The following is a 25,285-nucleotide window of genomic DNA, read 5'->3' as shown; positions in this document are numbered from 1 at the left end:
AGCTTTATCTCAAATACATTTGAGATAAAAAGAGACATGAACTGATCCTTGAGCTAACTTTTAACGTATTGTTAAGCAGTTATTTTTTTGTTTTTGAAGCAGGCCGTTGATCGATACAAGATAAGGTCGATAAAAGATCGGTTCGATAAAAGATAGGGAGTAAATATGGCTGATGCCAGCAACCTAGCGAGTGTGCCAGCAAGCACTACGCACGGCACAGAGGTTAAGTTAGCTAAAAGTGAAAGCGTACAGGGCATTAATGCTCAAGGCGTTGAAGCTGAGCTGCCTAGTGCTATTGCAAATTTTATCGCGATGTATCAGAAGCTAGGTAAAGATAATTTGAGCCTACTTGATGAAGTCTATAACGAGCAAATCGAGTTTAAAGATCCGCTTCATCACATCAAAGGATTGCAACAGCTGAAGCACTACTTTGCTGGCATGTATGAAAACGTGCTTGCCATCAAGTTCGATATTCACCAGGTTGATATCAGTTCAGGTCAGCCGCAGAGTTTAGATGTTCGACATGCCAGCGTGTTTTGGACTATGACCTATCAACACCCCAAACTCGCCAAGGGTGAGCCAATTGAAGTTGAAGGCATGAGCCAACTCAAATTTGCCGACAAGGTGATGTTCCACAGGGACTACTTCGATGGAGCAGCTATGGTTTATCAACACATACCTGTGCTTGGTTGGGCGATTAACAAAATTAAACAGCGGGTGGCAACAGATGAGTAAACAATATATAGCAGGCTCTAGCTCAACAGAGTTTAATGGCCAAAATACAATGCCTTGTGTCCTTATTACCGGGGCCAGTTCGGGCATTGGCTACAGTCTAGCAAAACATTATTTTGATCAGGGTTGGCAGGTCATTGCTTGCGGGCGCAACAGCGCTAAGTTAGCGTTGCTGGAGGAATCATGTTTGGCGGCTAGTTGTGCAATCTCGTTCGACAACAACTCATCGACCGGTTGTGTTCAAGGCAAGATTCATCAGCTTAGTTTTGATATTACCAACAAGCAGCAGGTGTTATCTGCCGGTGAGCAACTAAAGCAGCTCATTGCCGATGAAAATCTAAGCCTCACTCAAGTTGTGCTTAATGCGGGAAGTTGCGAGTACATAGATGATGTGTCGCGTTTTGACAGTGACCTGTTTGCTAGGGTCATCAATACTAATGTTGTTGCAACAGGTTTTTGCTTAGAGGCCTTTTTGCCGCTGTTAGTCGAGGATGGGCGCATTGCTTTAATGAGTTCGAGCGCAATTTATTTGCCGTTTCCCCGTGCTCAAGCCTATGGCGCATCAAAAGCTGCAGTAACTTATTTGGCAGAAAGCTTGCGCGTAGATCTCCAAGCATCTAAGCGACATGTCAGTGTCATCCATCCAGGGTTTGTTCAAACACCGTTAACTGACAAAAATGATTTTTCGATGCCAATGCGCATCTCTAGTGAGCAAGCAGCAAGTTATATTTATCAAGGCATGAAAGTTGGCCGCAATGATATTCATTTCCCTAGGCGATTCACCTATATGTTGAAGTTATTAGGCATGTTGCCGACATTTATCAAGCTCAAACTATTAGGGGCTGATGCTAACAACAAAAGTTCTCGTAACAAGCAAGATTCTGGACCGAAATTAACATCAAATAGCAAATCATCAGCAACTAAACGGGTGAAACAGGTTTAAGGCAAAGCAGGTAAAACTCGAATAATTTGAATTAGCTACAAGATAAGCTGGACAAACAAAGGCAATCACAAACAGGACGTAAAATGAAAAAAATAGCCGTAGTAGGAAGTGGTATTGCAGGTTTAACTTCAGCCTATTTATTGAGTAAACAGTATGATGTGACTGTGTTTGAAGCCAATGACTATATTGGCGGGCACACGGCAACCGTCGATGTCGAAGTCGATGGCAAAAGTTATGCAATTGATACTGGCTTTATCGTATTTAACGATCGCACTTACCCTCGATTTCAAAAACTCATGGCGCAGATTGGCGTGAGCTCGTTGCCAACTGAAATGAGTTTTAGCGTGCACAATGCGCTGACTGGGCTTGAGTACAATGGCCATAGTCTTTGGAGCATGTTTGCGCAAAAACGCAATTTACTGAACCCTAGATTTTATCGATTTTTACAAGAGATCCTACGCTTTAACCGCATTTGCAAAGAACTGTATGAGCAAGACAATTTTCCTTATGCCTCATTAGGGCAATTCTTAGACGAGCAAGGTTTTAGCGAGTATTTTTCTCAGCACTATATTTTGCCAATGGGCGCGGCTATTTGGTCGGCAAGTATTGACGATATGCGGGTATTCTCGCTGCAGTTCTTTATTCGCTTTTTCCATCATCACGGCTTGCTTAATGTCAGCGACAGGCCGCAGTGGTATGTCCTTGAAGGCGGCTCACGCAGCTATATTCCAGGTTTAACCGCGCCATATGCGGACAAGATACACCTTAATACGCCAATCAAGCAGGTGAAGCGCAGCGATGATGGTGTTGAACTTACACTTAATAACGGTGAAGTTAAGCTTTTTGATGATGTGGTACTTGCGTGTCATAGCGATCAGGCGTTAGCCATGCTGAGTGATGCCAGTGATGATGAGAAACGGTTGCTGAGTGATTTGGCTTATCAAAACAACGAGGTAGTGCTGCACACAGACACCGGTTTGTTGCCAAAGCGCAAGGCTGCGTGGGCAAGTTGGAACTATCGTTTAGATGGGGCGAGCCAGGCGGAGCTGTTGTCACGACCTGCGAGTGTGACCTATAACATGAATATTCTGCAGCGATTGCCTAAAGGCTCACCGACGTTTTGTGTAACCTTAAACCAAACGCAACTGATTGATGAGTCGAAAATCTTACGTAAGTTTAACTATGCTCATCCAGTATTTAATCAAGCAGCGAGCGATGCTCAGGCTCAGCGCGGACTTATTAATGGTAAAAACAATACCTATTTTGCTGGCGCATATTGGTATAACGGTTTTCATGAAGACGGTGTGCGCAGCGCGGTTGATGTGTGCAATATGCTTGGGGTTGAACTCTAATGGATAAGAAAACTGACAGTGCGCATTGCGAATTTAACGGCGGCATTTATCGAGGCAGTGTCATGCACAGACGCTTTGCGCCTAGTGTGCATCAGTTTAATTATCCTTTTGCCATGTTAGTAATTGACCTTGATGAGTTAAATAACCTCTCTGAGCTTAGTGCCAGCTTTTCATCATCTGGTTTTGCTCCAATACGTTTTAATTGCAATGACTACCTTAATCAGCTTGATAAGCAGTTTGACGAAGAGCTAGCGATAGTTAAATCGGAAGATAGTGCCAGTGCGCTTAAGTCGCGGGTCATATCAGTGGTTAAGCGTTTAGCTGAGCAGCATAGCACTCAGCTATCCCGCTTTTCACAAGAGCCACAAGCGTCGCAGGGCGTTCAAGCTCCTCAAACTGAGGCTTTTGACCCAGATTGTATTGATAAGGTGTTGTTTGCCGGACAGGTGCGCCACTTTGGATTTTACTTCAGTCCGGTTAATTTTTACTTTTGCTATCAAGATGGGCAAGCGCGAGTGATGTTGGCTGAAGTGAGTAACACGCCTTGGAATGAAAGACATTGTTATTTAGTGGACTTATCGACAACCCAAATGACAGACAAAGACTTTTTAGTCTCGCCATTCATGGGGCTCGATATGCAATATCGCTGGCGAGTATTGCCACCAGAAAATAAGTTTTCTATCAGTATCAGCAACCTAGATAGTGGTCGTCAGCGTTTGTTTGAAGCCAATATGGCACTCAAACAGCAACCTTTTTCTAAAGCGAATTTACGAAGTTTTGCCTGGCGCTTTCCTTTGATGACATTTGGCATAGTTGCGCGTATTTACTGGCAAGCATTCAAGATCTGGCGCAAGAAGATCCCATTTCTTGGCAAGAGTGCGCTGGTCTCGAAGAATGCCGAGGTCTAAGCGTATTAGGCGCATACTCGAACTTAAGTTATTCGAATTGATACACGTTAAACCAAATCCTCTTTGTGTGCGTATAAGCTTCTAACTTAATTATTGGTTTTACATTAGCAAATCATGTTGCAACGGAGTGAAAAATGGAAAATACAGCTAACGGATCTGTACTTACTCAGGCGACGCTTTCTCAAAACGTGGCGAAAAAGCTCATATTAAAAGCGCTATCTGGATTGCAACACGGGTTTCTCACCATTCATGACACCGCAGAGCAGGGAAACGGTGGCTCGCAGAGCTTTGGTGATCCTAAATCAGATATTCATGCCAGTATTCAGGTTACCCACCCAAGTTTTTATCGTCAGGTGTTAACTGGTGGGTCAATTGGTGCCGGTGAAGCTTACATCCAAGGCCATTGGACTAGCCCTGATTTAACCAAAGTCGTGCAGGTGTTTGCCAAAAACCTAGCTCTGCTTGATAGCATCGAAGGCAAGTTCTCCTGGTTTAGTCGAGTGGTCAATCGCTTCAAGCACATGTTTAATCGTAACTCTAAGGCGGGTTCAAAACGCAATATCCTTGCGCACTACGATTTAGGTAACGACATGTACCAGCAGTTTCTTGACCCAGAAATGTTGTACTCAAGCGCAATTTATCCGTTTATCGACTCAAGCCTGGCGCAGGCTCAAATCCATAAGTTAGATACCATTTGTAAGCGTCTTGATTTAAAGCCAGGCCAGACCTTACTTGAGATTGGTACCGGTTGGGGCGCGTTAGCCATTTATGCTGCTCAGCACTATGGCGTTGAGGTAACCACAACTACGATATCCGATGCACAGTATGACTACGCGAAAGCACGTATTGAAAAGCTGGGTTTGCAGGATAAAGTTACCCTACTAAAACAAGACTACCGTTTACTCGAGGGTAAATTTGACCGCCTAGTGTCCATCGAAATGATCGAGGCTGTGGGGCATGAGTACCTAAGTGGCTTCTTTGACAAGCTTAACTCGCTGCTTAAATCAGACGGACGCATGCTTATTCAGGCCATTACCATTGCCGACCAAAGATACGATAGCTATCGCAGCGGAGTTGACTTTATCCAGACCTATATCTTCCCCGGAGGTTGCCTGCCATCAGTGAGTGAGATGACCAAACACCTCGCGAATAAGACTGACATGGTGGCGTGTTCGATTGATGATATTGGCTATGATTATGCGCGTACATTGGCTGACTGGCATCATAATTTCGACGCCGCGTACGACAAGGTAAAACAACTGGGTTATGGCGATGATTTCGTTCGTATGTGGAAGTTTTATTTTAGTTACTGCGAAGGTGGCTTTTTAGAGCGTACAACCAGTGCAGTGCATCTGGTGGCTAACAAGCCAGATTATCGCATTAGCATTAGTTAGCGTCTCGCAATATCTAGCCCATCAACAGTTTGAAAGGTTATCGTAGGAGGAAATATGACCTCGTTGTATATGATGATTTTTAACCTGGTTAGCTTTCAGGCTATTTGGTGGCTTGGTGTGCTTTGGGGCAATGTTTACCTGTGGTTATCTAGCCTGCTGTTGCTCGGACATTTCGTTTTATCAAAACACAAAATGCGTGATTTGCGCGTCATGTGGTTTGTTTCACTAATTGGTATCAGTGTTGATGCTGCGCTCATCTTTTCTGGCTTTTTTATCTTTTCTTCAACCCCTGTGTGGCTGATGGTGCTTTGGGGAATTTTTGCGATAAGCCTACAATATAGTTTGGGCTTCTTGTCTCGCCTCTCTGTTTACCTTCAAGCGATTTTCGGTGGCGTGTTCGGCACCATTAGTTATTTAGCTGGCTACAAGTTTGGCGCGGTTGAGCTTGGTTACTCGATGACCAACAGTGTCATAGCTTTAATTTTGATCTGGTCTATCTTACTGCCCGTATTGATTGCTATTGCCAACATGAGTGCAGTTAATCGAGGCCAAGATGACCAATCTATTACCCAATAAATCGAACCTATTACCCACTAAATCAAATCTGTCTACACCAGCGCTAGCTGGATTGTTAATGATATCGAGTCTAGTGAGTAGTGGGCTTGTAGCAAAAAATTTGGCTGCTCAGCCTCTACCCAATAATGTTAGCTTTGAAGAGTTCAAGTTAGTGGGCGAAGGAGAAATGTCATTTATGTGGTTTGATGTTTACCGAGCCAAGTTACTCACTGAAGATGGTAGATATTTTAGTAAGCAGCAGCCGCTGATTTTGGACATTGAGTATTATCGCGATATTGAAGCTGACGACTTAATTGAGGCAACGGTTGACCAATGGCAACACCTCGGTATGGCGCAGTCTTTGATTGATGAGTTTGCTCCCTCACTAAAGCATGCTTGGCCGGATGTTAAACAAGGTGACAGGCTGACATTTAAAGTTAACACCAATGGCGAAGGTGCATTTTGGTACAATGATGAGCATGTCCACACAGTCTCAACTCCCTATTTTAGTCAGGCGTTTGTATCGATTTGGTTATCTGAAAACACCAGTGAACCCGGTCTTAGGCAAGCATTGTTAGGCGACAGTTTTGACTTGCCTCTTGAGTCTATTGATTCTGAAGCAAGTGTAGATTCGTCGATAACTTATGCTCAAGAACTACCGAGCGATACTCTAAACGCTGACTCCGCGACAGCGTCAAATACGCCACTAAACTCTTTATCAAATGCCCAACCAAACTCCCATCCTCAAAAAGTCTCACAGCTAAATCCCGTAGGAGCAAATGATGAATAGAGTTAAGGCGTTTGTTTTTGTCTTGTTTACCTTGCTATTGGCATCCTGCGCATCGCCTAGCATTGATGATTATGTCGATACGAATCCCAAACTTGATTTAAAAAAGTTTTTTGAAGGCGAGTTATACGCCGCAGGTGTAGTTGAGGATTATTCAGGCAAAGTTGTGCGAAAGTTCACCGTGTCGATGGAAGGATCATGGCAAGGGAATGAAGGGCTGCTAAAAGAGTGGTTTATCTATGATGATGGTGAAAAACAGACGCGCTTTTGGTATTTGACAGATCTTGGTGATGGTAAATACAAGGGCAGAGCGGATGACATACTAGGTGAAGCACTGGGTCAAGCTAAGGGCAGTGCACTGCGCTGGCGTTACGATATGATGCTGCCCGTTGATGGCGATACCTATCAGGTTCATTTTGACGATTGGATGTACCTTGTAGACGACAACACCATTATTAACAAAAGCGATATTATTAAGTTTGGTATCACCGTCGCTAAGGTGACTCTAGTTATTTCAAAGGTTAACGGGCGCTAGGTTTAAGGCTCTAGATTTAAGACCCCCAGATTTAAGCCCTTAGCCCTTAAGTTTAGAATTATCGACTTGTTTACGATCAAAATATTCAAAAGGAAATACGTTGCGTAGCTGCTGAGCAATATTGTCACCCACATTAGCTGAAATATTCAGCCTTACATCACCTAAGCGCTCAGCGCGAATAGTACACGTGAGCTTGTGTTTTTTAGCGATGACGCGGCTTTCGCGAAGAAACTTTTCTGGAATTTTGCCCTTGTGTTTATCTAAGCGTCCATCTTTATAGTGCATTTCAAATAATGTCAGCCCTTTTTTGCCTGCGAAAATCAGTTTGTAAGCAAGAAAGGCAGCGGCCGCTAAGAAGGTGATTTTTATAATTGTGTCTAACATAGGCATACTCTCCGTGTTCCTTAACGACTCTAACAACATAACCTGCTGACAACAATGGTATCGTTCCACTCATGTGCGAGTGTGTGAGCTAGGTAGATAGGCTTGTCATCTCGTATCACTTTGTAACAGTTTGTACATTTAATAGCACGCGATGAGTTCTATGTTACACTTTTATTACATTAGCGCTTGCTTGATGAGTAATGGTTAAACTAGATGCGTAAGCTAACGATATGATTTAACAGTTAAATAGTCATCAACAACAGTAAGCAATGGAAGGCAATCGATAACTTTAAGGATGATATTATGGCTGTAACTAATGCCGCTCGTTGGAGCGAGATCTGTGAAATTCAAAAATCATTACTGGCAAATTTGGCTGGTAAATTCCCTCAGCGTGATGAGCAGTTAAAAGATTTAATGTCTAACTGGGACAGCTTTAAGTGCCAATTAGAAAGTGACTGCTTTGCTAGAGCATCACGCGATACTGAAATTAAGTAATCCACAGTAAAAATTAACATCAAGCCTCTATTGTTAGAGGCTTTTTTGTGTCTTGCAGCTATACGCTGCGGCGGTGATAGCGAGCAGTTTACTGTGCTATAGTGCGATTATTGTTAGAAGTTGTTTGTGCAGCATAACTAGGTCAATCATCCATGAACTCGCCCATTAATTCACCCAAGAACTCGTCCACTAAGTCACCCAAGAAGTCACTCAAGAACAGAGAAGAAAGTACCTTGAAGTTATTGCCAAAGCTTGCGGGTAATCCGCTATTCAAGCTGCAATGCTATATCTCTGGGAAGTGGTGTGATGGGGAAGGAGGTGAAACTGATGCTGTGATTAATCCTGCAACGAGTGAGGTGATTGGTTACTCGCCGAAGATCAGCGAAACTCAATTGAGTCAGGCAATGATATTTTCGCAGCAGGCGCAAACTAGCTGGCAGGCACAAACCGCAAAGCATAGATCAGCATTGTTGCAAAAATGGTATGAGTTAATTGTTGCTAACCAAGAGTCACTGGCGCAGATAATTACCACAGAGCAAGGTAAGCCGTTAGCGGAGGCAATAGCTGAGGTGAATTACGCTGCTAGCTATGTGCAGTGGTATGCTGAGCAAGCGAAACGCGTGTATGGCGAGGTTATTCCAGCCCATCAAGCGCAGCTGCAGCTCACTGTGGTAAAGCAAGCTGTAGGCGTTTGCGCCGCGATAACACCGTGGAATTTCCCTGCGGCTATGATTGCTCGTAAAGCAGCTCCGGCGTTGGCAGCGGGCTGCGCCATAATCGTCAAGCCTGCGCCAGCAACGCCATTTACTGCATTTGCGCTAGCTTCGCTTGCTGAGCAAGCCGGCATTCCGGCAGGATTATTTAATGTGGTGACAGGTGATGCAGTCATGATAGGTGAGCAATTTTGTCAAAACCCAATCATTAAAAAGCTGTCGTTTACAGGCTCCACTGCTGTCGGGCAGCAGCTTATCCGTCAAAGTGCCAGCAACGTGACTAAGCTATCGCTTGAATTAGGTGGAAATGCCCCGTTTATTGTTATGGATGATGCCATTATTGAAGATGCCGTTGATGGCTTGATTCAATCTAAATTCCGTAACAGCGGCCAAACCTGCGTGTGTGCCAATCGTATCTATGTTCATCGTGCTATTTACGCTGAGTTTTGCCAGCAATTTACCAATAAAGTCGCCAAGCTAAATCTTGGTAATGGCTTTGATAATGACGTTCATTTAGGGCCTTTGATTAATCAGGCTGCGGTGGAAAAAGTTCAGCAACATGTTGATGATGCGATTGCCAATGGTGCAACACTGGTATGTGGTGGCAAGGCGACAAAAGGGTTGTTTTATCCCGCAACAATAATAACTAACGCCAGTCACGGTATGCGCTTTGCAAGGGAAGAGACCTTTGGCCCTGTTGCAGCAATTATTGCGTTTGATGATATCGAACAGGTGATTAACTATGCCAATGACACCCCATTTGGGTTAGCGGCTTACGTCTATAGTCAGAATGTATCCCACATTCACCGTTTCGGCGCAGAGTTAGCCTATGGCATGGTTGGGATCAATACTGGGCTTATCTCTACCGAAGTTGCACCATTTGGTGGCATTAAAGCTTCAGGTTATGGGCGGGAAGGCGGCAAAGAGGGTATCGAAGAGTATCTAGTGCAAAAGTATCTGTGTCAGGGGCGTTGAATCCCCATTTAGCTTGCTTGTTTAACCAACACTTTATATTAGGCATAATAATGGCTTGTGCGCCTCGGAACCGTCATTTATGAGCTTCTCTTTAATCGATACCATCGCTTTTTTGTGTTTTGCCACCTGTTGGATTGGCTACACTAACTTTTCTCGCTTAAAGGCTAAAAACACCGACTGTATTTCTCGATGTTTACACCAACACCGTATTCACTGGATGAATTCGTTACTCAGCCGTGATGTGAGAGTGGGGGAAGCGGCGTTAATGGCAAACATCGAGCGCAACATTGCCTTTTTTGCTTCGTCGACCTTGCTGGTGCTTGCCGGTGTATTAACCCTATTTGCTCAAGTTGATAAACTTGAAGAAGTGATTAATTCCATTCCGTATGCTTCTGCGCCTAACCATGCGCTAGTGCAAGTTAAGCTAGGGGTGCTGGTGGGTATTTTTGTGCTCGCCTTTTTTCATTTCACTTGGGCGATGCGCCAATATGGTTTTTTAAATGTGATGATAGGTGCGGCGCCATATGACAGTACTGGGCGTGATAAGGCTTTATTCGCCTATGCCAGACAAATGGCAACGGTTGGCGATCAAGCCGCTCATGCCTATAACTATGGCCTTCGTTGTTATTACTTTGCCATGGCTAGCCTATGTTGGTTTTGGAACCCACATGCGCTGATTATTGCTAGTTTACTCGTTGTTTATACCCTTTACCGCCGCGAGTTTCATTCTCGTGCGGTAAAAGCATTTATAGCGGCGCAAAATGAGTTGGAGATTAATGCTAAAACAAGGGGCATTGATTATATTAAGTAGCGGCGCAAACACTCAGTTTAATACAACAAAGCCTACAAATTTGTAGGCTTTGTTGTTTATAGCGTGAGCTTTAGAATAGGTGCATGAACTTGTTATACCAATTGGGATAAATAAGTGATCAGAGATTACATAGGAAAAATCGCTTAGAACAAGGCGGAAATTGCAGCTAGCTAGTTGTTCTACCTACAAAATTTTTAACGAAGTTATAAGCGGTTTTAACCAGTAAGAATGATCAAAAACTTGTGTCAATTGGTATTAGTTAATAGCAAATAGCTCAACATCAAAAATCAGTACAGAGCCGCCTTCAATTTTACCTGCAGCGCGGTTGCCGTAGGCTAATTGGCTTGGAATATAAAAACGGAACTTATCGCCAACTGTCATCAGCTGTACGCCTTCAGTCCAGCCTTTAATCACCTGATTTAGTGGGAAGGCAATGGTTTCACCGCGATCAACTGAGCTGTCAAACACTGTGCCGTCGATAAGTGTGCCGTGGTAGTGCACTGTCACTTTGTCAGTCGCTTTTGGATGTTCAGTACCTTCACCTTTAACCAATACTTCATATTGCAGGCCAGATAGGGTTTCTACAACGCTTTCACGTTTGGCGTTTTCGGCTAAAAAGACTTTACCTTTTTCGATATTCTCTGCAGCTTTTTTTGAGTTGTTTGATTGAGTGAAGAAGTAAAAAATTACCCCTGCGATGCAAAATACCGCTAGTAACATTTTCATAGTTTTATCTTTAACCTTTAGGTGTGAATACTGAACGCCGATAAATTTTATAAGTTCGTCAGCTAGTTTGATTAACAGGGTGAGTGTATCGTATCTATTGATATCAGACGATAGTAAATCTAGATGTCGATAAGGTTGGTGTCAGTCTTTTATTTGGACAAATGAGCTTTGATCGCGCAAGACGCCGTGAAATCATCCATGATGGCTCCGCTTTAGCATCCCTGCTAAAGAGGCTTGCTTTCTCAAAGCCCATTTATCCCCTAAGTAGGTTGCTGTTTATTTTAATGCTCTCGTTTTGTTAAATAATCGCGTTTGTTAAATCGATCGTCAATTTGTCCATTTACTGATGTAGGGGATGTTCAGAGATTGCGACTGAAACAGGAAGTACCCCAAGCTGGCGATAATGCAGGTTTGCAATACCGCGATTAGATAGAAGTTACGCTTGAAAGGCTGTTTTTGAGTCTTGTGTCGTAAGCTCTGCTGAGCGAAATAGGCCGCTGGCCAGCTAGCAAAGGCGCCACTAACTAGCAGCATTTTTTCAGATACTCGTTGCCAGCCTTTAATGGCGCAAAGCTTATCTATGGCGTATAGGCAAAAACTCCACAGGCAAATGCCTAACCATAACCATAAGGCATCAACATTCAGCGAGTAGATAACAGCGGCAAACAGCGGGGCACAAATAAGTGCAATAAGCTTTATCAATTTAGTGAGTCTCGGTTTGTTACTGAGGGGGACAAGGTCGCTATTGTAGCGGTTTTCGTTTCGCCTTTTGGATTACTCATTCAAATTTATACAAAGTTCGCTTTTTACTTCACGAGCCTTTTTACTTCACGAGCACTTTATTTGACGAACTCGGCATAAATCTCCAACGTCACTTCATCGCCAATAAGCGGTACATAGCTGCCCATATCAAAATCAGAGCGTTTAATGGTGCCGCTCGCGCTAAAGCCTAAGGTGTACTTGCCTGTCATCCAATTATCTGCGCCGCCATGAAAGGTTGCTGCAAAGCTCACTGGCTTAGTTACGCCGTGCAAGGTGAGCTCGCCATTAAAGTTAAATTGGTTGTCACTAATTGGGGTTACAGATGTAGAGGTAAAGACAGCTTGCGGATAACGCTGCTCATCAAACCAACTGTCGCCCATTAAGGTTTCGGATAGCTCAGCGTTATTAATGTCTAACGATTTTATCGTCACGCTTGCCTGCATTTTGGCCTGGGTCATATTATTTGGATCAAAACTTAGGCTGGCATCAAAGTCATTAAAGCGCCCAACATAGGTCGACAGCCCAAGGTGGCCGATTTTAAATAAGAGCGCGGCGTGGTTTTTATCAAGCTGATATTCGCCTTGCTCAAGTTCAACAAGCTCTGATTCAACCTTGGGAGTCACCCAGCTGACGCAACCACTAAGCAAAGCAATAACTAAGCTAGTCGATAACACTGCACTCGCGCGTGAGGTTACTAGCTTAACGCTGGCTATCAGCGTTGAGCGGATAGATTCTATAACTTGATATAAATTGTTGCTTATAGTCTTGAGAGGTTTCACTGACGACTCCTTTACATTCAGTTTATTTTTAATGCTATTGCAGTTTTGGTTTGGCAAGCAAACGTAATAGCTTTTCTAATGGCCCTTGCTTAAATACTCTAACGTACACATTGGCGATCACTAGTTGTGCCGCCGCAACGCCCAGCGCCAATAGCAAATAATCGATAAGGTTAAACTCGCTTTGCCACTCGGGGAAGATAAACCTAAGTAAACTCACACCAATAATTGATTGCAGTATGTACAGGCTTAGCGACAACTTGCCGACATTTTGCAGCCACTGCAGTTTTAATGGGTTGTTTTGGCACAGTTTAACAATAATATGCAGGTAAATAGCCGCCATTGGTATCGCACTGATCGTCATAATAGCGGCAGACGCTTGGGAAAGCGTCGCATTGCCGCTATAGCGTAATCCACAGTCTAAAGCGCTTAACAGCAAGCTTGCAGCAGCGAATTTTAATAGCTGCGTTTGGCTAAAGCCTTGCTCAAAATAGCCTTGTTTCCACAGCGCCATGCCAAGCACCATTAGCCCAGAGCAGAACCACAAGGTTGATATCGGCAGCATGAAAATCATCAAAAATGTCAGCCCAACCTGATGTATTAGCTGGTAGACGTAACTGCCGGTCCAAATTGCAAGCTCTTGATTAAACAGCTCACTACCACGATGCCATTCTTCATCAAGTGGGATAAGTGTCATGAGCAAAAAGACGACAAAACCAATGGCGATAAACTTTTTCGCCTTGGTGTATAACTCATCGACACTCAACTGGGTGTAGCGATAAATCAATAAGCCGCATACACCATAAGTCAGTAAAATATCGCCCGGAAACAATAAGCAGCCATGTGCAAAGCCAAATAAAATTAACCATTTAAGGCGCTGTTTTATTGGCGTCGCTGCTAGTGGAGTTAGCTCATTGTGTTGCGTGACTTTCTGCACTTGTAGTAGCAGAGCCACCCCAAACAACATAGAAAACAAACTGATAAAGCGCCCTTCTAAAAAGATGCTGGTAAACACACCGACAGCTATGTCACTGGCAATTTCGGGCGAGTGGGGCGCGTAACCCATCAGTGAGTTACTCATCATCAGGATATTGAGAAAGAAGATGCCAAGTAGAGCTAGGCCGCGAATTGCATCAAGGTTAGCGAACCGTGTGCGAGTTGTTGCTGCACTAGTTTCATAGCTTGAGTCAGCTTTTGGCTTGGTTTGTATGCTTGCTTGCAGATCGGCTTCAGTGCCAATTGTGGTGTTTTGGCTAGGCAGCGTTTGAGGTAAGGGAGTTGTGTGGTTAGTGGTCATGACGAGTTCCATTCGACAAAATTTGGCTGTTGCTAGTTGTTCGAGTTTAAAGCGGCTTAACGCCCGAGTCTATAACAAAAAAATAAGGCAACTCAAACGGTTGCCTTAACTGTTTAATCATCAGTGATAGCTGACGATTGGTTTGTGTATTGATTTACTTAACCGGCTTTTCGGTGATCCACAGCTTAATTTTGCCATCAACGACTACCACACCATCAGTGTCATAAGCTTTTACGTCAACATACAGGTCGCCCACTTGCCATTGGTCTGGGTGAACCTGCGCTACACACAAAATATCGCTACCCGCTTTAGCTGTATATTCTACATTCATGCCTTTTGGTATCCAGCGCAGGTGCTTAGGAATAGACGCCTCAGCCATGGTGCCCATTGCCATTTCTAAACCATTACAAATCGCAATTACATGTACTGTGCCTATGTGATTTTGCACACCTTTACGTTTTTTAATCAACACTTCACAGCGGTTAGCTGTGAGTGACTGAACATAAGGTTTAACCGTGCCAAAGTAAGGCGCCATGCGTGACACCATTTTTGAGAAGATATGATTGCCGAAAGGATAACTGGTCACTTTTTTGTAAAGTGCCATCACTTTATTGGTTTTTGTTGTCATAGCGGTATTGTCCTTAAACCGGATAGAGCGGAACTCGCGCCGAGTTTCTGTGTCTGTAGAGTGGGTTTCTATATTATCTTTCTTCATCTGGTCGGATGAGGTTAACACTGTTATTAACACTTTTGAAACGATAATTATTCAAAGATTGCAGTATCATGGGGTTAATACGGCTATAGAAGCTGGTTATAATCCATCATTATCTATATAAATAAGGGTTTGTTTTGAATTACTTGCTTAACTATCTAAAAGGCATGGCAATGGGCGCCGCCGACGTAGTACCAGGGGTTTCGGGTGGTACTATCGCTTTTATTACAGGGATTCTTGACCCTTTGTTAGACGCAATTCGCAAAATTAACCCGTCATTATTCGGCATTATTAAGCAGCAAGGTATTAAAGCGGCATTTTTACATATTAATGGCCCGTTTTTGGTTTGCGTGTTTGGCGGTATTCTCACCAGTATTTTCACCTTGGCGAAGATTATTTCCTGGCTGCTGGCGAACCAACCCATCCCGGTGTGGTCATTCTTTTTCGGCTTAATTCTGTTTTCGGTTATCCATATGGTCAAACAGGTAAAAGGCTTTAACGCTGCGCGTATCGCCTTGTTTATTGCCGGTGTGGCATTTGCTTGGTTTATCACGGTGCTGAATCCTATCGAGTTGGAAGCTAACTATTTAACCTTCTTCATTGGTGGTGCAATTGCCATTTGTGCGATGATCCTGCCGGGTATTTCTGGCAGCTTTATTTTGCTACTGCTTGGTTTGTATCCTGCAGTACTTGCGGCAGCTAAAGGCTTTGATGTGGTATCTCTTGGCTGTTTTGCTGCGGGTTGTGGTATTGGTCTGCTTAGCTTTAGTCATGTGCTATCAGCATTGCTGCGCAAATTCCATGATGAAACCTTAATGTTCTTGACCGGTTTAATGCTTGGCACTCTCGGCAAAATTTGGCCATGGAAAGAAGTGCTAACCTGGCGCACCAATTCAAAAGGTGAGCAGGTGCCGCTAACCGAAGCTAACCTATCACCAATGCAGTTTGAGGTGGTCAGTGGTGAGTCGGCACAAATTGGTATCGCGATTGTGTGCTGCTTGGTGGGAATCGGCCTTGTATGGGGGCTGGAAATTTTTGCCAAGGTATCTAAAAAGCATGCCGCATAGAATCTAAATGTTACAAAGCCAAAAAGCAGAGTCTAGACTCTGCTTTTTTTATGCCAATTTTACTGTAATTATTTTTTAGTTTTATCCTTGAAATTAAACCTTTTTTGTCTGTTAAGCGTATACTTTAAAAACGATTTTAACGCTTGTCATGAAGGTGAGCTTCAGTTTTTAGCAAGCCAAGGAACCCAACGTAGATTGGTCAGGTGAGGTGATTATGGAACAAGTTTCTGAGCAAGGTGTACACAAGATTAATATTGGTATTAGTAGCTGCTTGCTGGGCGAAAAGGTTCGCTTTGATGGCGGGCATAAGCAGTCGCTATACTGCAAGAAAGAAATCGCTCCATTTTTTGATTACGTGCCAGTATGCCCTGAAATGGCGATCGGTATGGGCGCGCCCCGCAAAAGTATTCGTCAAGTGCGAGATGGCGACAAACTATATGTGCGCAGCGCAGACGGTAGCTTGGACGTTACCGAGCAGCTTGAAGCTTTTAGCGATAAAAAAATTCCCAGTCTTGCGCACCTTGATGGCTATATCGTTTGTGCCAAATCGCCCACTTGTGGGATGGAGCGCGTAACCGAATATAAAATCGATACCAACAACGGCAGCAAAGATGGTGTTGGTGTATTCACTAAAAAGTTAATGGCTACCTATCCGCACCTGCCTGTTGAAGAATCAGGGCGTTTGCATGATCTGGTACTGAGAGAGAACTTTTTCACCCGCGTTTATGCACACAATGATTGGCAGCAAATGCGCCGCTCAGGTTTAACCAAGCACAAGCTAATTAAGTTTCACTCTCGCTATAAGTATTTGCTGATGGCGCATAGCCCGGTTTGGTATCGTGAGTTAGGGCCTCTGCTTGCAGATATTCAAGACCTTGATGCTACGGCTGATGCTTATTTTGATGGCTTTATGACCGCGCTAAAAATTCGCGCTACTAGAAAAAATCACACTAGCACGTTGCAACACATTCAAGGCTACTTTAAAAAGCAGCTTTCTCCAGTTCAAAAGCAAGAGCTGACCCAAAGCATTATGAAGTATCGCGAAGGACTTGTGCCCCTGCTGGTGCCAATTACACTGATTAACCATTATTTGGCTCAGTTTCCAACGCCTTACATTGAAGATCAGGTGTATTTAAACCCACACCCTGAAGAGATGCGTTTACGTTACGCCTACTAACGTTAACCACAGTGTTCAATAACTGTAATGTCACCAACTTTTATTAGCTAACTATGAACTCATTGATCTGGTTCCGTCAGGATCTACGCCTGGCGGACAATAAGGCTTTTTATCAAGCCTGCAGCGACATTCGCTCGCGCAACACTGCTACTGTCGTAGAAGCAAAAACAGCCACTGTCACTGAAGCAAATGCGGCCTCAACAGCCCAACTGCGTGCGGCCTATATTGTTACGCCTAAACAGTGGCTTGCCCATGATGTTGGCGCTATGCAAATCGACTTTATTGAGCGTCATGTCAATTTGCTGGGCGAGAACCTTGCCAAGCTGGGCATTGAGCTAGATGTGCTCACCTGTGATGATTTTGATGGCGTTGATGAGCTGTTATTAGCTTATATTGCGCAGCATGATATTAAGGCTATTTACGCATCAAGCGAACTGGAACACAACGAGCGCCAGCGTGATTCTCGGCTGCATGCTCTGCTTGAAAGTAAAAGCGTTAGCTTCAATCTATTTGAGCAGCACTGCGCCATTACACCTGGTAGTGTCACCAACCTAAGCGGCGACATGTATAAGGTGTTTACGCCGTTTAGTAAGCAGTGGCGAGCCAAAGCTATGTCTGAGTCTTTTGCTCCTCTGCCTGTGCCCGAAGTTATGCATGGATGTGAGCAGGGGAGCCAAGTTGCATATGAGCCTGTTAGGTTTGAGCTTGGTGATAGTTATATCGAGCGCGTGTCAAGTGAACAGTGGAGTGCAGGCGAGGAGGCTGCGAGTGAGCGCTTAAATCAGTTCATTGAAGGACATATTAGTCAGTATTCAGCTAAGCGAGATATCCCTGCCATTGATGGTACCAGTAGTTTATCGCCCTATTTGGCTTTGGGGGTATTGAGTCCTCGCCAGTGTATTGCCGCTGTATTGTTCTATTATCCTGATGCTTTAGTCAATGAAACCAGTGTGTGTAAAACATGGATTAACGAGCTTATTTGGCGAGAGTTTTACCGCCACTTACTTGCGGCGTTTCCACGCTTAAGTAAAAACGCTAATTTCAATGTGCTTGGTGATGGAATTCAATGGCGCAATGACGCGGATGAATTTGCAGCTTGGTGTGAGGGGCGCACAGGTTACCCGATAGTAGATGCCGCCATGCGACAACTCAATCAAACTGGTTGGATGCATAACCGATTGCGGATGATTGTTGCTAGCTTTTTAACCAAACACTTGCTGGTGGATTGGCGTTGGGGCGAGAGATATTTCAGACAAAAGCTGATTGATGGCGACCTTGCTGCCAATAATGGTGGCTGGCAATGGTCGGCAGGCACTGGTTGTGATGCTCAGCCGTATTTTCGAGTATTCAACCCGTATTTGCAAAGTGAGAAGTTTGACCCGCAAGCTATATTTATCAAACGCTTCGTGCCTGAGCTAAATAACGTCGCTCCTAAGCTTTTGCACAAACCTCCAAGCGGTGGGGGCTATCTCGGTAATACGCACTCCAAAAGTGAGAGTCAGGCTAAGTACAATGAACCAAGAGTGATAGATATGTTCGCCGATGTTAATGTTAGTGCTAGTGCTAATATGAGTGACACTAGTGGCGTTAATGCTAGTGGTGAACAAGCGCAGGCCGTCTGTTATCCATCGCCGATTGTAGAGCATAGCTTTGCTCGTACCCGCGCGATTGAAGTGCTAGCCGCATTGAAGAAGTCTTAGGTTTGGGTTAACTCATTTTTCTAGTTAATCCAATTTTCGGCTAACTCATCTGACGAATAGTCTAAGCTGAGACTTTGAGGCTTACTTCATATTTTCTCCATGCATTTTAAGTTCACAATGCATTTTGGGTTCTCGGTACATTTATGCTCGCCACATTAACCACTTAGCGCTTTTTAGCTTATGCTGAATATTGACCTCAGTCGCAAAAATATTAAACATATATATTAAATGCATGTTTAGGTGTTATAGTAGCGGGGTCAATTTCTTATAGCTGTGAAAGAGTTTACCTATGCTCAATATCGACGACCCTAAGCAGGTAGAAACCACTCCCGCAATTTTCAGACTTGGCTTTAGGCCATTCTTCCTTGGCGGCGCTGCACTTGCCATGTTGTACATTCCGCTGTGGCTGATGGGATGGTATACCCCTAAATACAGCTTGTTTAACGGTGAGTTTTGGGCAAATGTGCTGCCGCTTTGGTGGCATCCTCACGAAATGCTATTTGGTTTTACCCTAGCGATAGTGTGTGGCTTTTTGCTTACCGCAGTGCAAACTTGGACCAATCAACCCTCAGTAAAAGGTAAGTCGCTAGCACTTATCTTTGCCTGCTGGCTCGCAGCCCGTTTATTGCTGCTGTTGCCGTTTAATATTCCCCTAATATTGCCAGCTATATTTGATAGTGCATTTTTATTAATTAGTGCAGGTGTGCTGTGGCGCTGTATTTACAGGGTTAAACAGTGGCGCAATATTGGTTTTCCTATCCTATTAACGGTTGCCGCGCTCGTTAACTTACTCAGTTACTACGCTTTATATAGTCGTGATTTCTCGCTCTCTACGCAGATTTGGCAGGCGATGATTTGGTGGGTTGCTGTAGTGATAACCATTGTGGGCGGCAGGGTTATCCCGTTTTTTACCGCGATGCGCATAAAAGCCGACAAGCCTGAGCCAATTGTAGGGTTAGATTGGTGCATAATCTTGCTGATGATCACGCTATTTGTACAAGCTTTGACGCATATGTTGCCAAAAGGTGTCGAGCAGGTCATTCTTGCCGCCGCCGGATTATTGCAGTTAGTGCGCTTTAGTCGTTGGCAAGGCCACAAAACCTTAAAAGAACCTATGTTGTGGTCATTACATGTTTCATACCTTGCACTGCCAGTCACCTTGCTCGCCATGGCATGGCATGTCAACAATGAGTTTGCTTATCGCACCTTGCTGCACTTATTTGCCGTAGGTGGGTTAGCGTCATTATGCTTGTCGATGATATCGCGGGTATCACTAGGGCATACCAGTCGTAATATTTATCAAGGGCCAAATATGGTGTTGGCCTTTGCGTGTTTGCCTATTGCTGGTTTGCTGCGAGCGGTGATGCCGCTGTGGATGCCAGAGCACACTCAAATGTGGCTATGGTTAGCTGGCGCTTGTTGGTCTTTGGGTTTTGGTATGTTTGTTTGGTTTTATGCTCCGATATTATCTCGACCACGAGTTGATGGTCGCCCAGGGTAAGAATCTAAATTGATGAGTAGGACAAAATGATGAGAGAGAGTCGTACTAGTTTTTTAAAGTGGTGTGGTGTGGCGTTACTGTTGCCCCTCACTGCAGTTGCTCAGCCGGAAACGGATGCTAATCAGGTTAAGTTTCCTAAACAGTTTGAAACCTGGGCTGCTACCCAAACCCAGTCTGAGTCAGAAGACATGTTGGCGCATTATCCTGCCAGCATTATCTTGTGGGCGGGTAGCTCGTTTGCCAAAGAGTACCGTAGCCCAAGAGGTCACCAATTTGCGGTAGCAGATGTGTCACGTACTCTGCGTACTGGCACGGCCGTACCGGCAGGCGAGAAAGGTTTATCGGCAAGTTGCTGGACTTGTAAAACGCCTGATGCGCCAAGACTGATGAAAGAAATGGGTGTTGAAGGATTTAGTGATGCTAACTTTGTCGATTTAGGGCAAGAGATAAAGTCAGTGGTTTACTGTAGCGATTGTCATATCGATGGCAGCGCTAAGCTGGCTTTACCACGTCCTCATGCACAAGACGCCATGGCAAAAGTACACCTGCCGTTTGAAAAGCAATCTAGCGCGATGCAAGGGGCGCAAACCTGTGGTCAGTGCCATGTGACTTATTACTTCCAGCCCGAGCGCAAGAACAAGGTGAATATTCCGTGGATTTTCGGCAACACGGCTGACGATATCGAGAAATACTACGACACACGCCGTTTTTACGAGTGGATCCATCCAATTTCGAAAACGCCAATTTTAAAAGCACGTCACCCTGAGTTTGAGCACTGGAGTCGCAGCAAACATGCCGAAGTCAACGTCACCTGCGTGACTTGCCACATGCCAGCTGCAACTGATGCTAAAGGTAATGAGTACACTGACCATCAAGTGGGCAATTCTCTACAGCATTTCGACACTGCTTGTGCAGGCTGCCATGAGAGCCAAGCTGAGCTTACCTCAACCCTTGATAAGCACAAAAAGGACATTGATGCTAAAGCTCGCAAGGTAGAGGATTTACTTGTAAAAGCTCACTATGAAGCAAAAGCAGCCTGGGATGCTGGTGCTACTTGGCCAATGATGAATGACGCGATTATGGGAATTCGCCATGCCCAATGGCGCTGGGATTTTGCCATGGCATCACATGGTCTATATGCTCATAACCCACAAGAAGGTCACGCTTTACTAGATAAAGCGATTGAGCAGGTAACCGATGCCCGTAACGTGCTTAAATTTGTCGCTGGACATATTGGTGCCAGCGAGCCGCAGTATCCAGATATCAGCACCAAAGAGGCGGCCCACAAGGCCATCGGCTTTGTTGAGTCGGATGCACAAAAAGCTAAAGACGCCTTTATCAAGCAAGAGATCGAAAAACACTGGGACCCAATCGCTAGCACGGGTTACTAGTTGTTTGAGATAAAGCGACTAAGTTAGATAATAAAAAAAACCGCCTTTTTAGGCGGTTTTTTGTGGGAGAGCTCTATGTTATGGTGGCGAATCGTAGAGTCTGCTGCCTATCTGTATTTAACCCGAAAGCAAGTATTCTTGATAGGTAGACTAATAAACATGAACTTAATAATTTCTTATAAGTCCCATTCATACTGATGTTTGACCTATTAGCTAACCACCCTGAATAGCTCATTGAACAAGTTTTAAAGGGCTAGTTTTTGCTGCAACTAAGTAGTTTGTTCCGTTGGGCTTTGTGCTTAACGCAACGTTGATAGTAACACGTTGACCTGGTTGAAACTTTGCTCTTTCAGAACGGGCGCACTCGATATACAACCCGGCGTCGAAATGAGTGTTCTTAAGCGATTTAACACGTTTTCGGCCATTTTCGTAGACGATAATACCAAGAGCTACCTTTCGCTGGCTATTGGTACGGCCGTAGACCGTAGAGGTCATTTTCTTGTTTAGAGTTACTCGCTCTGGGACTTGTGTATCGATTGACTGAAAGCCATAGTCTCTATCGAATGGAACTAACTCAGGGCGTTTATTGAGCTTAGGCTTGTAAAATAAAATTGCAGCTGCTTCTCGATTACGGGCTAGCTTTTCACTAGTTGTAGAGGCTATTAGATAGTGTTTCCAGTTTGTGGGACTGTATTTACGCAGTGAAGCCTTGAAAGGGGCTGAATAGTTACGATTGAGTTTATCAACTGAGTCAGAGATGTGTTCTGCCCAGCGCTTAGCAGGATCCGAGCTAAAGCCTATATACATTTCGCCAGCTGAATTTATGTGCGCATAGACGAAGTGAGATACTTTGGCTGAGTTGGGGTTATGGGCGTGGCGATTGATCTTTAAAAAATCCATAGTTTTTCCTTTCAAGTGTTACGATTTATCTTGATTGCATTCATTGACCTAGTTCTATTAAAACGCGAATTTAAGTCGCAAATGCAACACTCGCCTAAGCAGCCTGACGTAGCTTTCAAGCTCGACTTGAGGCTGCCTGTACTCAAGGCATGCTCTTGGCCTTAAATTCCATCACCCTCGCACCGTACTTACTTTTTCTTTACGGTTTATAATGCGTGTTATTCGAATACGTTGATTATAAAAAGTTGGCTGAAGAGTAATATTTAGTATCTATAACTAAATCTAATAGATGAGAAAATTATCGAAGGTAGAAAATACTCTTCTTATCCATATACACTGGATGAGCTTTCTGACGGATTGGTTAGTTTTTTGTAATTTGAAGAATGACAAGCTTGTTTAGTTGTTAGCCTCTACAGTTGCCTATGGATCATAAACGAGTCCGCTAAAACTCAGCCGAGCACTTTTATACGGGTACATATCTCATCTAGCATAATTTCCACTCTTAGCTCACATTAGCCATCATTAATCGATTGCTGGGGAAGGGGGGCTCGAAACTAGCAAGCCACTGTTTTTACATCAATGTCATCACTTTGTCTTATAGCCAAGCTAGCTTGGATATTACGACTAACTTGATGATGACTGTATGGCATTATTTGCAAGGCAACGGACTTTTGAAGTGGATATGCTGGCGAGAATTATCGCTCAGCATCAGCATTTGTTTCGTCATCACACCCTTGCTGAGCGTATGTGCCTTGGTCAGCCTCTTCCTGTAAAATCAATTGAGCTGGGTGCTCGCGGCGTAGGTATGCCCACAGTGTTGTTTGTTGGCGGTATTCATGGTGTTGAGCGCATCGGCTCTCAGGTTGTTTTATCTTTTCTATCAAGCTTGCTTAAACGCCTTGATTGGGACGTGCATTTACAGCAGTTGTTGCAAAAAGTGCGTATTGCGTTTGTGCCCATTGCTAACCCGGTAGGTGTATTCAAAGGCACGCGTGGCAATGGCAATAACGTCGATTTAATGCGTAACGCACCACTTTCAGCCATTGAGCCTGTGACCTTTATGGTTGGTGGTCAATCGGTGAGTAAGCACTTACCCTGGTATCGAGGCGAAGGTGACACTGAGTTAGAAACTCAGGTGCTGATTGATTATGTGCAGCGCTTAATTGACAGCAGCTCAAGCCTTATTTCACTTGATGTGCATTCAGGGTTTGGGTTGTTAGATCATTTATGGTTTCCCAACGCCTACACTAAAGCGCCATTTGCAGGTGCTGCTTATGTGCAGTATTTAAAGCAGTTGTTTGATGCGGGTTATCCTCACCATAGTTACTATCAATGTGCGCCCCAGAGTCAGTTTTATCGCACCCATGGTGACCTTTGGGATTATATTTATCAGCAAAATATGCCAGCTTCAGTTGATGCAGGAAATAGGGGGACCAGCTTGCCAAAGTTAGTGCCGTTAACCCTAGAAATGGGCTCGTGGGCGTGGGTAAAAAAGAATCCAAGGCAAGTGTTTAACTTTCATGGTTATTTTAACCCACAGCAACGCCATCGGCATCAACGTATTTTACGTCGGCATATTACCTTGATGCAGTTTTTACTTGATGCTGCTTATAGTGAGATGTTGGAGAAAATGCCAAACTCAGCATTTGAGCAATATCGTCAGCAAGCTCACGCTAAATGGTACAAGCGCTAAAAACTAAACGAGCACGAGTGACGGAAAGTTAGATGCGGATTTGGGAGGACGGATGGTCATAGTGTTACTACGCGGTTTAATGCGAGACAGTCGCCATTGGGCAGGGTTTGAGCAGCGTTTGCGTGAGCTAGGGCATAAGGTGATTTGTATTGATGTGCCCGGCAGTGGCAAGTTGGCGCAGCAGTCAAGCCCAATCGTTCTTCAAGATTATTGCCCTGCACTGATTGCACAGATACGAGAGCAGTTAGCGGAAATAGTATCATTAGATAAGCAAAGCGAATTGCCAGCGCTGCATATTGTCGGCTTGTCTATGGGCGGCATGCTTGCCACCTTGCTGGCACGGCAGTTAGAAAGTGAATGGCTACAAAGTCAGGTCGCAGTGCAAGATACACAACAAGTAACGCAAAACGTTGCACTTAAAGTGGCTAAAGTGAGCTTGCTTAACTCAAGTGCGGGTAATTTATCGCCTTGGTATCAAAGGTTTAAAATCACGGGTTTGTTATCGGCATTTAAACGTCAGCTGTTATCTCCAGCGGCTAAGCCTGAGCGTTGCCAACATTGGTCATGGTTTGAGCGCTATACCTTGCAGCTGACTTCAGTGCTTCATCATCAAAATGCAAAAATCATTGGGGACTGGTCGCAATATCGCCATGATAATAAAACATCAGTTGTTGACGGAGCGAGGCAGCTGTTGGCTGCGGCTAGGTTTAACGCTCCTCAATTAACATGCCCTTTGCAGGTGATTGTGGGGCGTGATGATAAGTTAGTAAGCACTAACTGTAGCGAGAATTTAAGCCGCTTCTATAGTGCTGAATTACATGTGATAGACAATGCAGGGCATGATGTCACCTTAGATAAGCCAAGAGAAGTCGCCGAATTGCTCAGTGGCTAATCGCAATATCTCATAAGTTGATAGCTCGGTTTGTGAACCGTTAACGTGCTGTGTTTATGCCAATTCTCTGTTATTGATAACAGAAATTTTGTTGCATTCAAGGTACA

The 25,285-nt window shown here is 44.3% G+C and carries 25 protein-coding genes; 18 read left to right on the top strand and 7 right to left on the bottom strand.

The genetic code is table 11. The features are described 5' to 3' along the window. Positions 1-165: 165 nt before the first annotated feature. The 8 genes from EXU30_RS04870 to EXU30_RS04835 all read left to right on the top strand — a co-directional run bounded on the left by EXU30_RS04870 (position 166) and on the right by EXU30_RS04835 (position 7,206). A complete protein-coding gene (locus tag EXU30_RS04870) occupies positions 166-735 on the top strand; it encodes a nuclear transport factor 2 family protein (protein WP_165398970.1) in 570 nt (189 codons plus the stop codon). 49 nt (positions 736-784) lie between these two features. Next, positions 785-1,675, top strand: coding sequence for an SDR family NAD(P)-dependent oxidoreductase (locus EXU30_RS04865; RefSeq protein ID WP_130603249.1), 891 nt, complete (start codon positions 785-787; stop codon positions 1,673-1,675). Between the two features lie 83 nt (positions 1,676-1,758). Further along, on the top strand, positions 1,759-3,027 hold the full coding sequence (locus EXU30_RS04860) for an NAD(P)/FAD-dependent oxidoreductase (protein ID WP_130598084.1): 1,269 nt from the start codon (positions 1,759-1,761) through the stop codon (positions 3,025-3,027). Beyond that, positions 3,027-3,935 carry a DUF1365 domain-containing protein gene (locus EXU30_RS04855; protein ID WP_130598083.1) on the top strand — a complete coding sequence of 303 codons (909 nt, stop codon included), beginning with the start codon at positions 3,027-3,029 and terminating at the stop codon, positions 3,933-3,935. Before EXU30_RS04860 ends, EXU30_RS04855 begins: the two co-directional genes overlap by 1 nt. A 134-nt stretch (positions 3,936-4,069) precedes the next feature. After that, on the top strand, positions 4,070-5,329 hold the full coding sequence (locus EXU30_RS04850; protein WP_130598082.1) for an SAM-dependent methyltransferase: 1,260 nt from the start codon (positions 4,070-4,072) through the stop codon (positions 5,327-5,329). A gap of 54 nt (positions 5,330-5,383) precedes the next feature. Beyond that, positions 5,384-5,905 carry a DUF2878 domain-containing protein gene (locus tag EXU30_RS04845; protein WP_130598081.1) on the top strand — a complete coding sequence of 174 codons (522 nt, stop codon included), beginning with the start codon at positions 5,384-5,386 and terminating at the stop codon, positions 5,903-5,905. Beyond that, on the top strand, positions 5,883-6,674 hold the full coding sequence (locus EXU30_RS04840) for a chalcone isomerase family protein (protein ID WP_130598080.1): 792 nt from the start codon (positions 5,883-5,885) through the stop codon (positions 6,672-6,674). The genes EXU30_RS04845 and EXU30_RS04840 overlap by 23 nt, the downstream gene beginning before the upstream one ends. Further along, positions 6,664-7,206, top strand: a complete 543-nt coding sequence (locus EXU30_RS04835) for a DUF3833 domain-containing protein (protein ID WP_423213359.1) — start codon at positions 6,664-6,666, stop codon at positions 7,204-7,206. The genes EXU30_RS04840 and EXU30_RS04835 overlap by 11 nt, the downstream gene beginning before the upstream one ends. Before the next feature lie 39 nt (positions 7,207-7,245). Here EXU30_RS04835 and EXU30_RS04830 read toward each other — a convergent pair whose 3' ends face one another. Further along, positions 7,246-7,590, bottom strand: a complete 345-nt coding sequence (locus tag EXU30_RS04830) for a DUF3634 family protein (protein WP_130598079.1) — start codon at positions 7,588-7,590, stop codon at positions 7,246-7,248. A 303-nt stretch (positions 7,591-7,893) separates the two neighbouring features. Between EXU30_RS04830 and EXU30_RS04825 the strand changes: the two genes are divergently transcribed. The 3 genes from EXU30_RS04825 (at position 7,894) to EXU30_RS04815 (ending at position 10,584) form a co-directional block, all read left to right on the top strand. Beyond that, positions 7,894-8,085, top strand: a complete 192-nt coding sequence (locus EXU30_RS04825) for a hypothetical protein (protein WP_130598078.1) — start codon at positions 7,894-7,896, stop codon at positions 8,083-8,085. A gap of 152 nt (positions 8,086-8,237) precedes the next feature. Next, the gene (locus tag EXU30_RS04820; protein ID WP_130598077.1) at positions 8,238-9,773 is read left to right on the top strand and encodes an NAD-dependent succinate-semialdehyde dehydrogenase; all 1,536 of its coding nucleotides are present in this window, start codon (positions 8,238-8,240) and stop codon (positions 9,771-9,773) included. A gap of 79 nt (positions 9,774-9,852) precedes the next feature. Beyond that, positions 9,853-10,584, top strand: coding sequence for a DUF599 domain-containing protein (locus EXU30_RS04815; protein ID WP_130598076.1), 732 nt, complete (start codon positions 9,853-9,855; stop codon positions 10,582-10,584). A gap of 255 nt (positions 10,585-10,839) precedes the next feature. Here the strand turns inward: EXU30_RS04815 and bamJ are convergent, their stop codons facing one another. From bamJ to EXU30_RS04790, 5 genes are all read right to left on the bottom strand, one after another. Further along, entirely contained in the window at positions 10,840-11,310 is a 471-nt protein-coding gene (bamJ, locus tag EXU30_RS04810) for a BamJ family beta-barrel-assembly machinery protein (protein WP_130598075.1), read from the bottom strand. Between the two features lie 327 nt (positions 11,311-11,637). After that, complete coding sequence (locus EXU30_RS04805; protein ID WP_130598074.1) at positions 11,638-12,012, bottom strand: DUF1294 domain-containing protein; 375 nt, start codon at positions 12,010-12,012, stop codon at positions 11,638-11,640. A 137-nt stretch (positions 12,013-12,149) separates the two neighbouring features. Continuing rightward, complete coding sequence (locus EXU30_RS04800; protein ID WP_242620321.1) at positions 12,150-12,851, bottom strand: YceI family protein; 702 nt, start codon at positions 12,849-12,851, stop codon at positions 12,150-12,152. A gap of 34 nt (positions 12,852-12,885) precedes the next feature. Further along, positions 12,886-14,145 carry a DUF418 domain-containing protein gene (locus EXU30_RS04795; RefSeq protein WP_165398969.1) on the bottom strand — a complete coding sequence of 420 codons (1,260 nt, stop codon included), beginning with the start codon at positions 14,143-14,145 and terminating at the stop codon, positions 12,886-12,888. Between the two features lie 154 nt (positions 14,146-14,299). After that, positions 14,300-14,773, bottom strand: coding sequence for a hotdog fold domain-containing protein (locus EXU30_RS04790; protein WP_130598072.1), 474 nt, complete (start codon positions 14,771-14,773; stop codon positions 14,300-14,302). Positions 14,774-14,994: 221 nt separating this feature from the next. Here EXU30_RS04790 and EXU30_RS04785 point away from each other — a divergent pair, with 221 nt between their 5' ends. The 5 genes from EXU30_RS04785 (at position 14,995) to EXU30_RS04765 (ending at position 21,693) form a co-directional block, all read left to right on the top strand. Then, complete coding sequence (locus tag EXU30_RS04785; RefSeq protein ID WP_130598071.1) at positions 14,995-15,924, top strand: polyprenyl-phosphate transporter; 930 nt, start codon at positions 14,995-14,997, stop codon at positions 15,922-15,924. Between the two features lie 214 nt (positions 15,925-16,138). After that, positions 16,139-17,101, top strand: coding sequence for a YbgA family protein (locus tag EXU30_RS04780; RefSeq protein ID WP_130598070.1), 963 nt, complete (start codon positions 16,139-16,141; stop codon positions 17,099-17,101). 53 nt (positions 17,102-17,154) lie between these two features. Then, entirely contained in the window at positions 17,155-18,801 is a 1,647-nt protein-coding gene (locus tag EXU30_RS04775) for a cryptochrome/photolyase family protein (protein ID WP_130598069.1), read from the top strand. 289 nt (positions 18,802-19,090) lie between these two features. Further along, complete coding sequence (locus tag EXU30_RS04770) at positions 19,091-20,302, top strand: NnrS family protein (RefSeq protein ID WP_130598068.1); 1,212 nt, start codon at positions 19,091-19,093, stop codon at positions 20,300-20,302. A 26-nt stretch (positions 20,303-20,328) separates the two neighbouring features. Beyond that, on the top strand, positions 20,329-21,693 hold the full coding sequence (locus EXU30_RS04765) for an ammonia-forming cytochrome c nitrite reductase subunit c552 (RefSeq protein WP_130598067.1): 1,365 nt from the start codon (positions 20,329-20,331) through the stop codon (positions 21,691-21,693). A gap of 231 nt (positions 21,694-21,924) precedes the next feature. Here EXU30_RS04765 and EXU30_RS04760 read toward each other — a convergent pair whose 3' ends face one another. Then, positions 21,925-22,593: a GIY-YIG nuclease family protein gene (locus EXU30_RS04760; RefSeq protein WP_130598066.1), complete on the bottom strand. Its 669-nt coding sequence runs from the start codon at positions 22,591-22,593 to the stop codon at positions 21,925-21,927. Between the two features lie 643 nt (positions 22,594-23,236). Here EXU30_RS04760 and EXU30_RS04755 point away from each other — a divergent pair. Both EXU30_RS04755 and EXU30_RS04750 read left to right on the top strand, forming a co-directional pair. Next, positions 23,237-24,286, top strand: a complete 1,050-nt coding sequence (locus EXU30_RS04755; RefSeq protein ID WP_130598065.1) for a M14 family zinc carboxypeptidase — start codon at positions 23,237-23,239, stop codon at positions 24,284-24,286. Positions 24,287-24,338: 52 nt separating this feature from the next. Next, positions 24,339-25,178, top strand: a complete 840-nt coding sequence (locus tag EXU30_RS04750; protein WP_130598064.1) for an alpha/beta fold hydrolase — start codon at positions 24,339-24,341, stop codon at positions 25,176-25,178. Positions 25,179-25,285: the final 107 nt, after the last annotated feature.

This window comes from Shewanella maritima (genome assembly GCF_004295345.1).
Taxonomy (GTDB): domain Bacteria; phylum Pseudomonadota; class Gammaproteobacteria; order Enterobacterales; family Shewanellaceae; genus Shewanella; species Shewanella maritima.
This window is presented reverse-complemented; position numbering and strand designations above follow the sequence as displayed.

Coding starts and splice junctions, on each gene's coding strand:
- EXU30_RS04860 (WP_130598084.1), top strand. CDS start 1,759: ATGAAAAAAATAGCCGTAGTAGGAAGTGGTATTGCAGGTTTAACTTCA.
- EXU30_RS04850 (WP_130598082.1), top strand. CDS start 4,070: ATGGAAAATACAGCTAACGGATCTGTACTTACTCAGGCGACGCTTTCT.
- EXU30_RS04750 (WP_130598064.1), top strand. CDS start 24,339: ATGGTCATAGTGTTACTACGCGGTTTAATGCGAGACAGTCGCCATTGG.
- EXU30_RS04815 (WP_130598076.1), top strand. CDS start 9,853: ATGAGCTTCTCTTTAATCGATACCATCGCTTTTTTGTGTTTTGCCACC.
- EXU30_RS04760 (WP_130598066.1), bottom strand. CDS start 22,593: ATGGATTTTTTAAAGATCAATCGCCACGCCCATAACCCCAACTCAGCC.
- EXU30_RS04825 (WP_130598078.1), top strand. CDS start 7,894: ATGGCTGTAACTAATGCCGCTCGTTGGAGCGAGATCTGTGAAATTCAA.
- EXU30_RS04845 (WP_130598081.1), top strand. CDS start 5,384: ATGACCTCGTTGTATATGATGATTTTTAACCTGGTTAGCTTTCAGGCT.
- EXU30_RS04790 (WP_130598072.1), bottom strand. CDS start 14,773: ATGACAACAAAAACCAATAAAGTGATGGCACTTTACAAAAAAGTGACC.
- EXU30_RS04840 (WP_130598080.1), top strand. CDS start 5,883: ATGACCAATCTATTACCCAATAAATCGAACCTATTACCCACTAAATCA.
- EXU30_RS04870 (WP_165398970.1), top strand. CDS start 166: ATGGCTGATGCCAGCAACCTAGCGAGTGTGCCAGCAAGCACTACGCAC.
- EXU30_RS04855 (WP_130598083.1), top strand. CDS start 3,027: ATGGATAAGAAAACTGACAGTGCGCATTGCGAATTTAACGGCGGCATT.
- EXU30_RS04795 (WP_165398969.1), bottom strand. CDS start 14,145: ATGACCACTAACCACACAACTCCCTTACCTCAAACGCTGCCTAGCCAA.
- EXU30_RS04755 (WP_130598065.1), top strand. CDS start 23,237: ATGGCATTATTTGCAAGGCAACGGACTTTTGAAGTGGATATGCTGGCG.
- EXU30_RS04835 (WP_423213359.1), top strand. CDS start 6,664: ATGATGAATAGAGTTAAGGCGTTTGTTTTTGTCTTGTTTACCTTGCTA.
- EXU30_RS04765 (WP_130598067.1), top strand. CDS start 20,329: ATGATGAGAGAGAGTCGTACTAGTTTTTTAAAGTGGTGTGGTGTGGCG.
- EXU30_RS04770 (WP_130598068.1), top strand. CDS start 19,091: ATGCTCAATATCGACGACCCTAAGCAGGTAGAAACCACTCCCGCAATT.
- bamJ (WP_130598075.1), bottom strand. CDS start 11,310: ATGAAAATGTTACTAGCGGTATTTTGCATCGCAGGGGTAATTTTTTAC.
- EXU30_RS04865 (WP_130603249.1), top strand. CDS start 785: ATGCCTTGTGTCCTTATTACCGGGGCCAGTTCGGGCATTGGCTACAGT.
- EXU30_RS04780 (WP_130598070.1), top strand. CDS start 16,139: ATGGAACAAGTTTCTGAGCAAGGTGTACACAAGATTAATATTGGTATT.
- EXU30_RS04775 (WP_130598069.1), top strand. CDS start 17,155: ATGAACTCATTGATCTGGTTCCGTCAGGATCTACGCCTGGCGGACAAT.
- EXU30_RS04830 (WP_130598079.1), bottom strand. CDS start 7,590: ATGTTAGACACAATTATAAAAATCACCTTCTTAGCGGCCGCTGCCTTT.
- EXU30_RS04820 (WP_130598077.1), top strand. CDS start 8,238: ATGAACTCGCCCATTAATTCACCCAAGAACTCGTCCACTAAGTCACCC.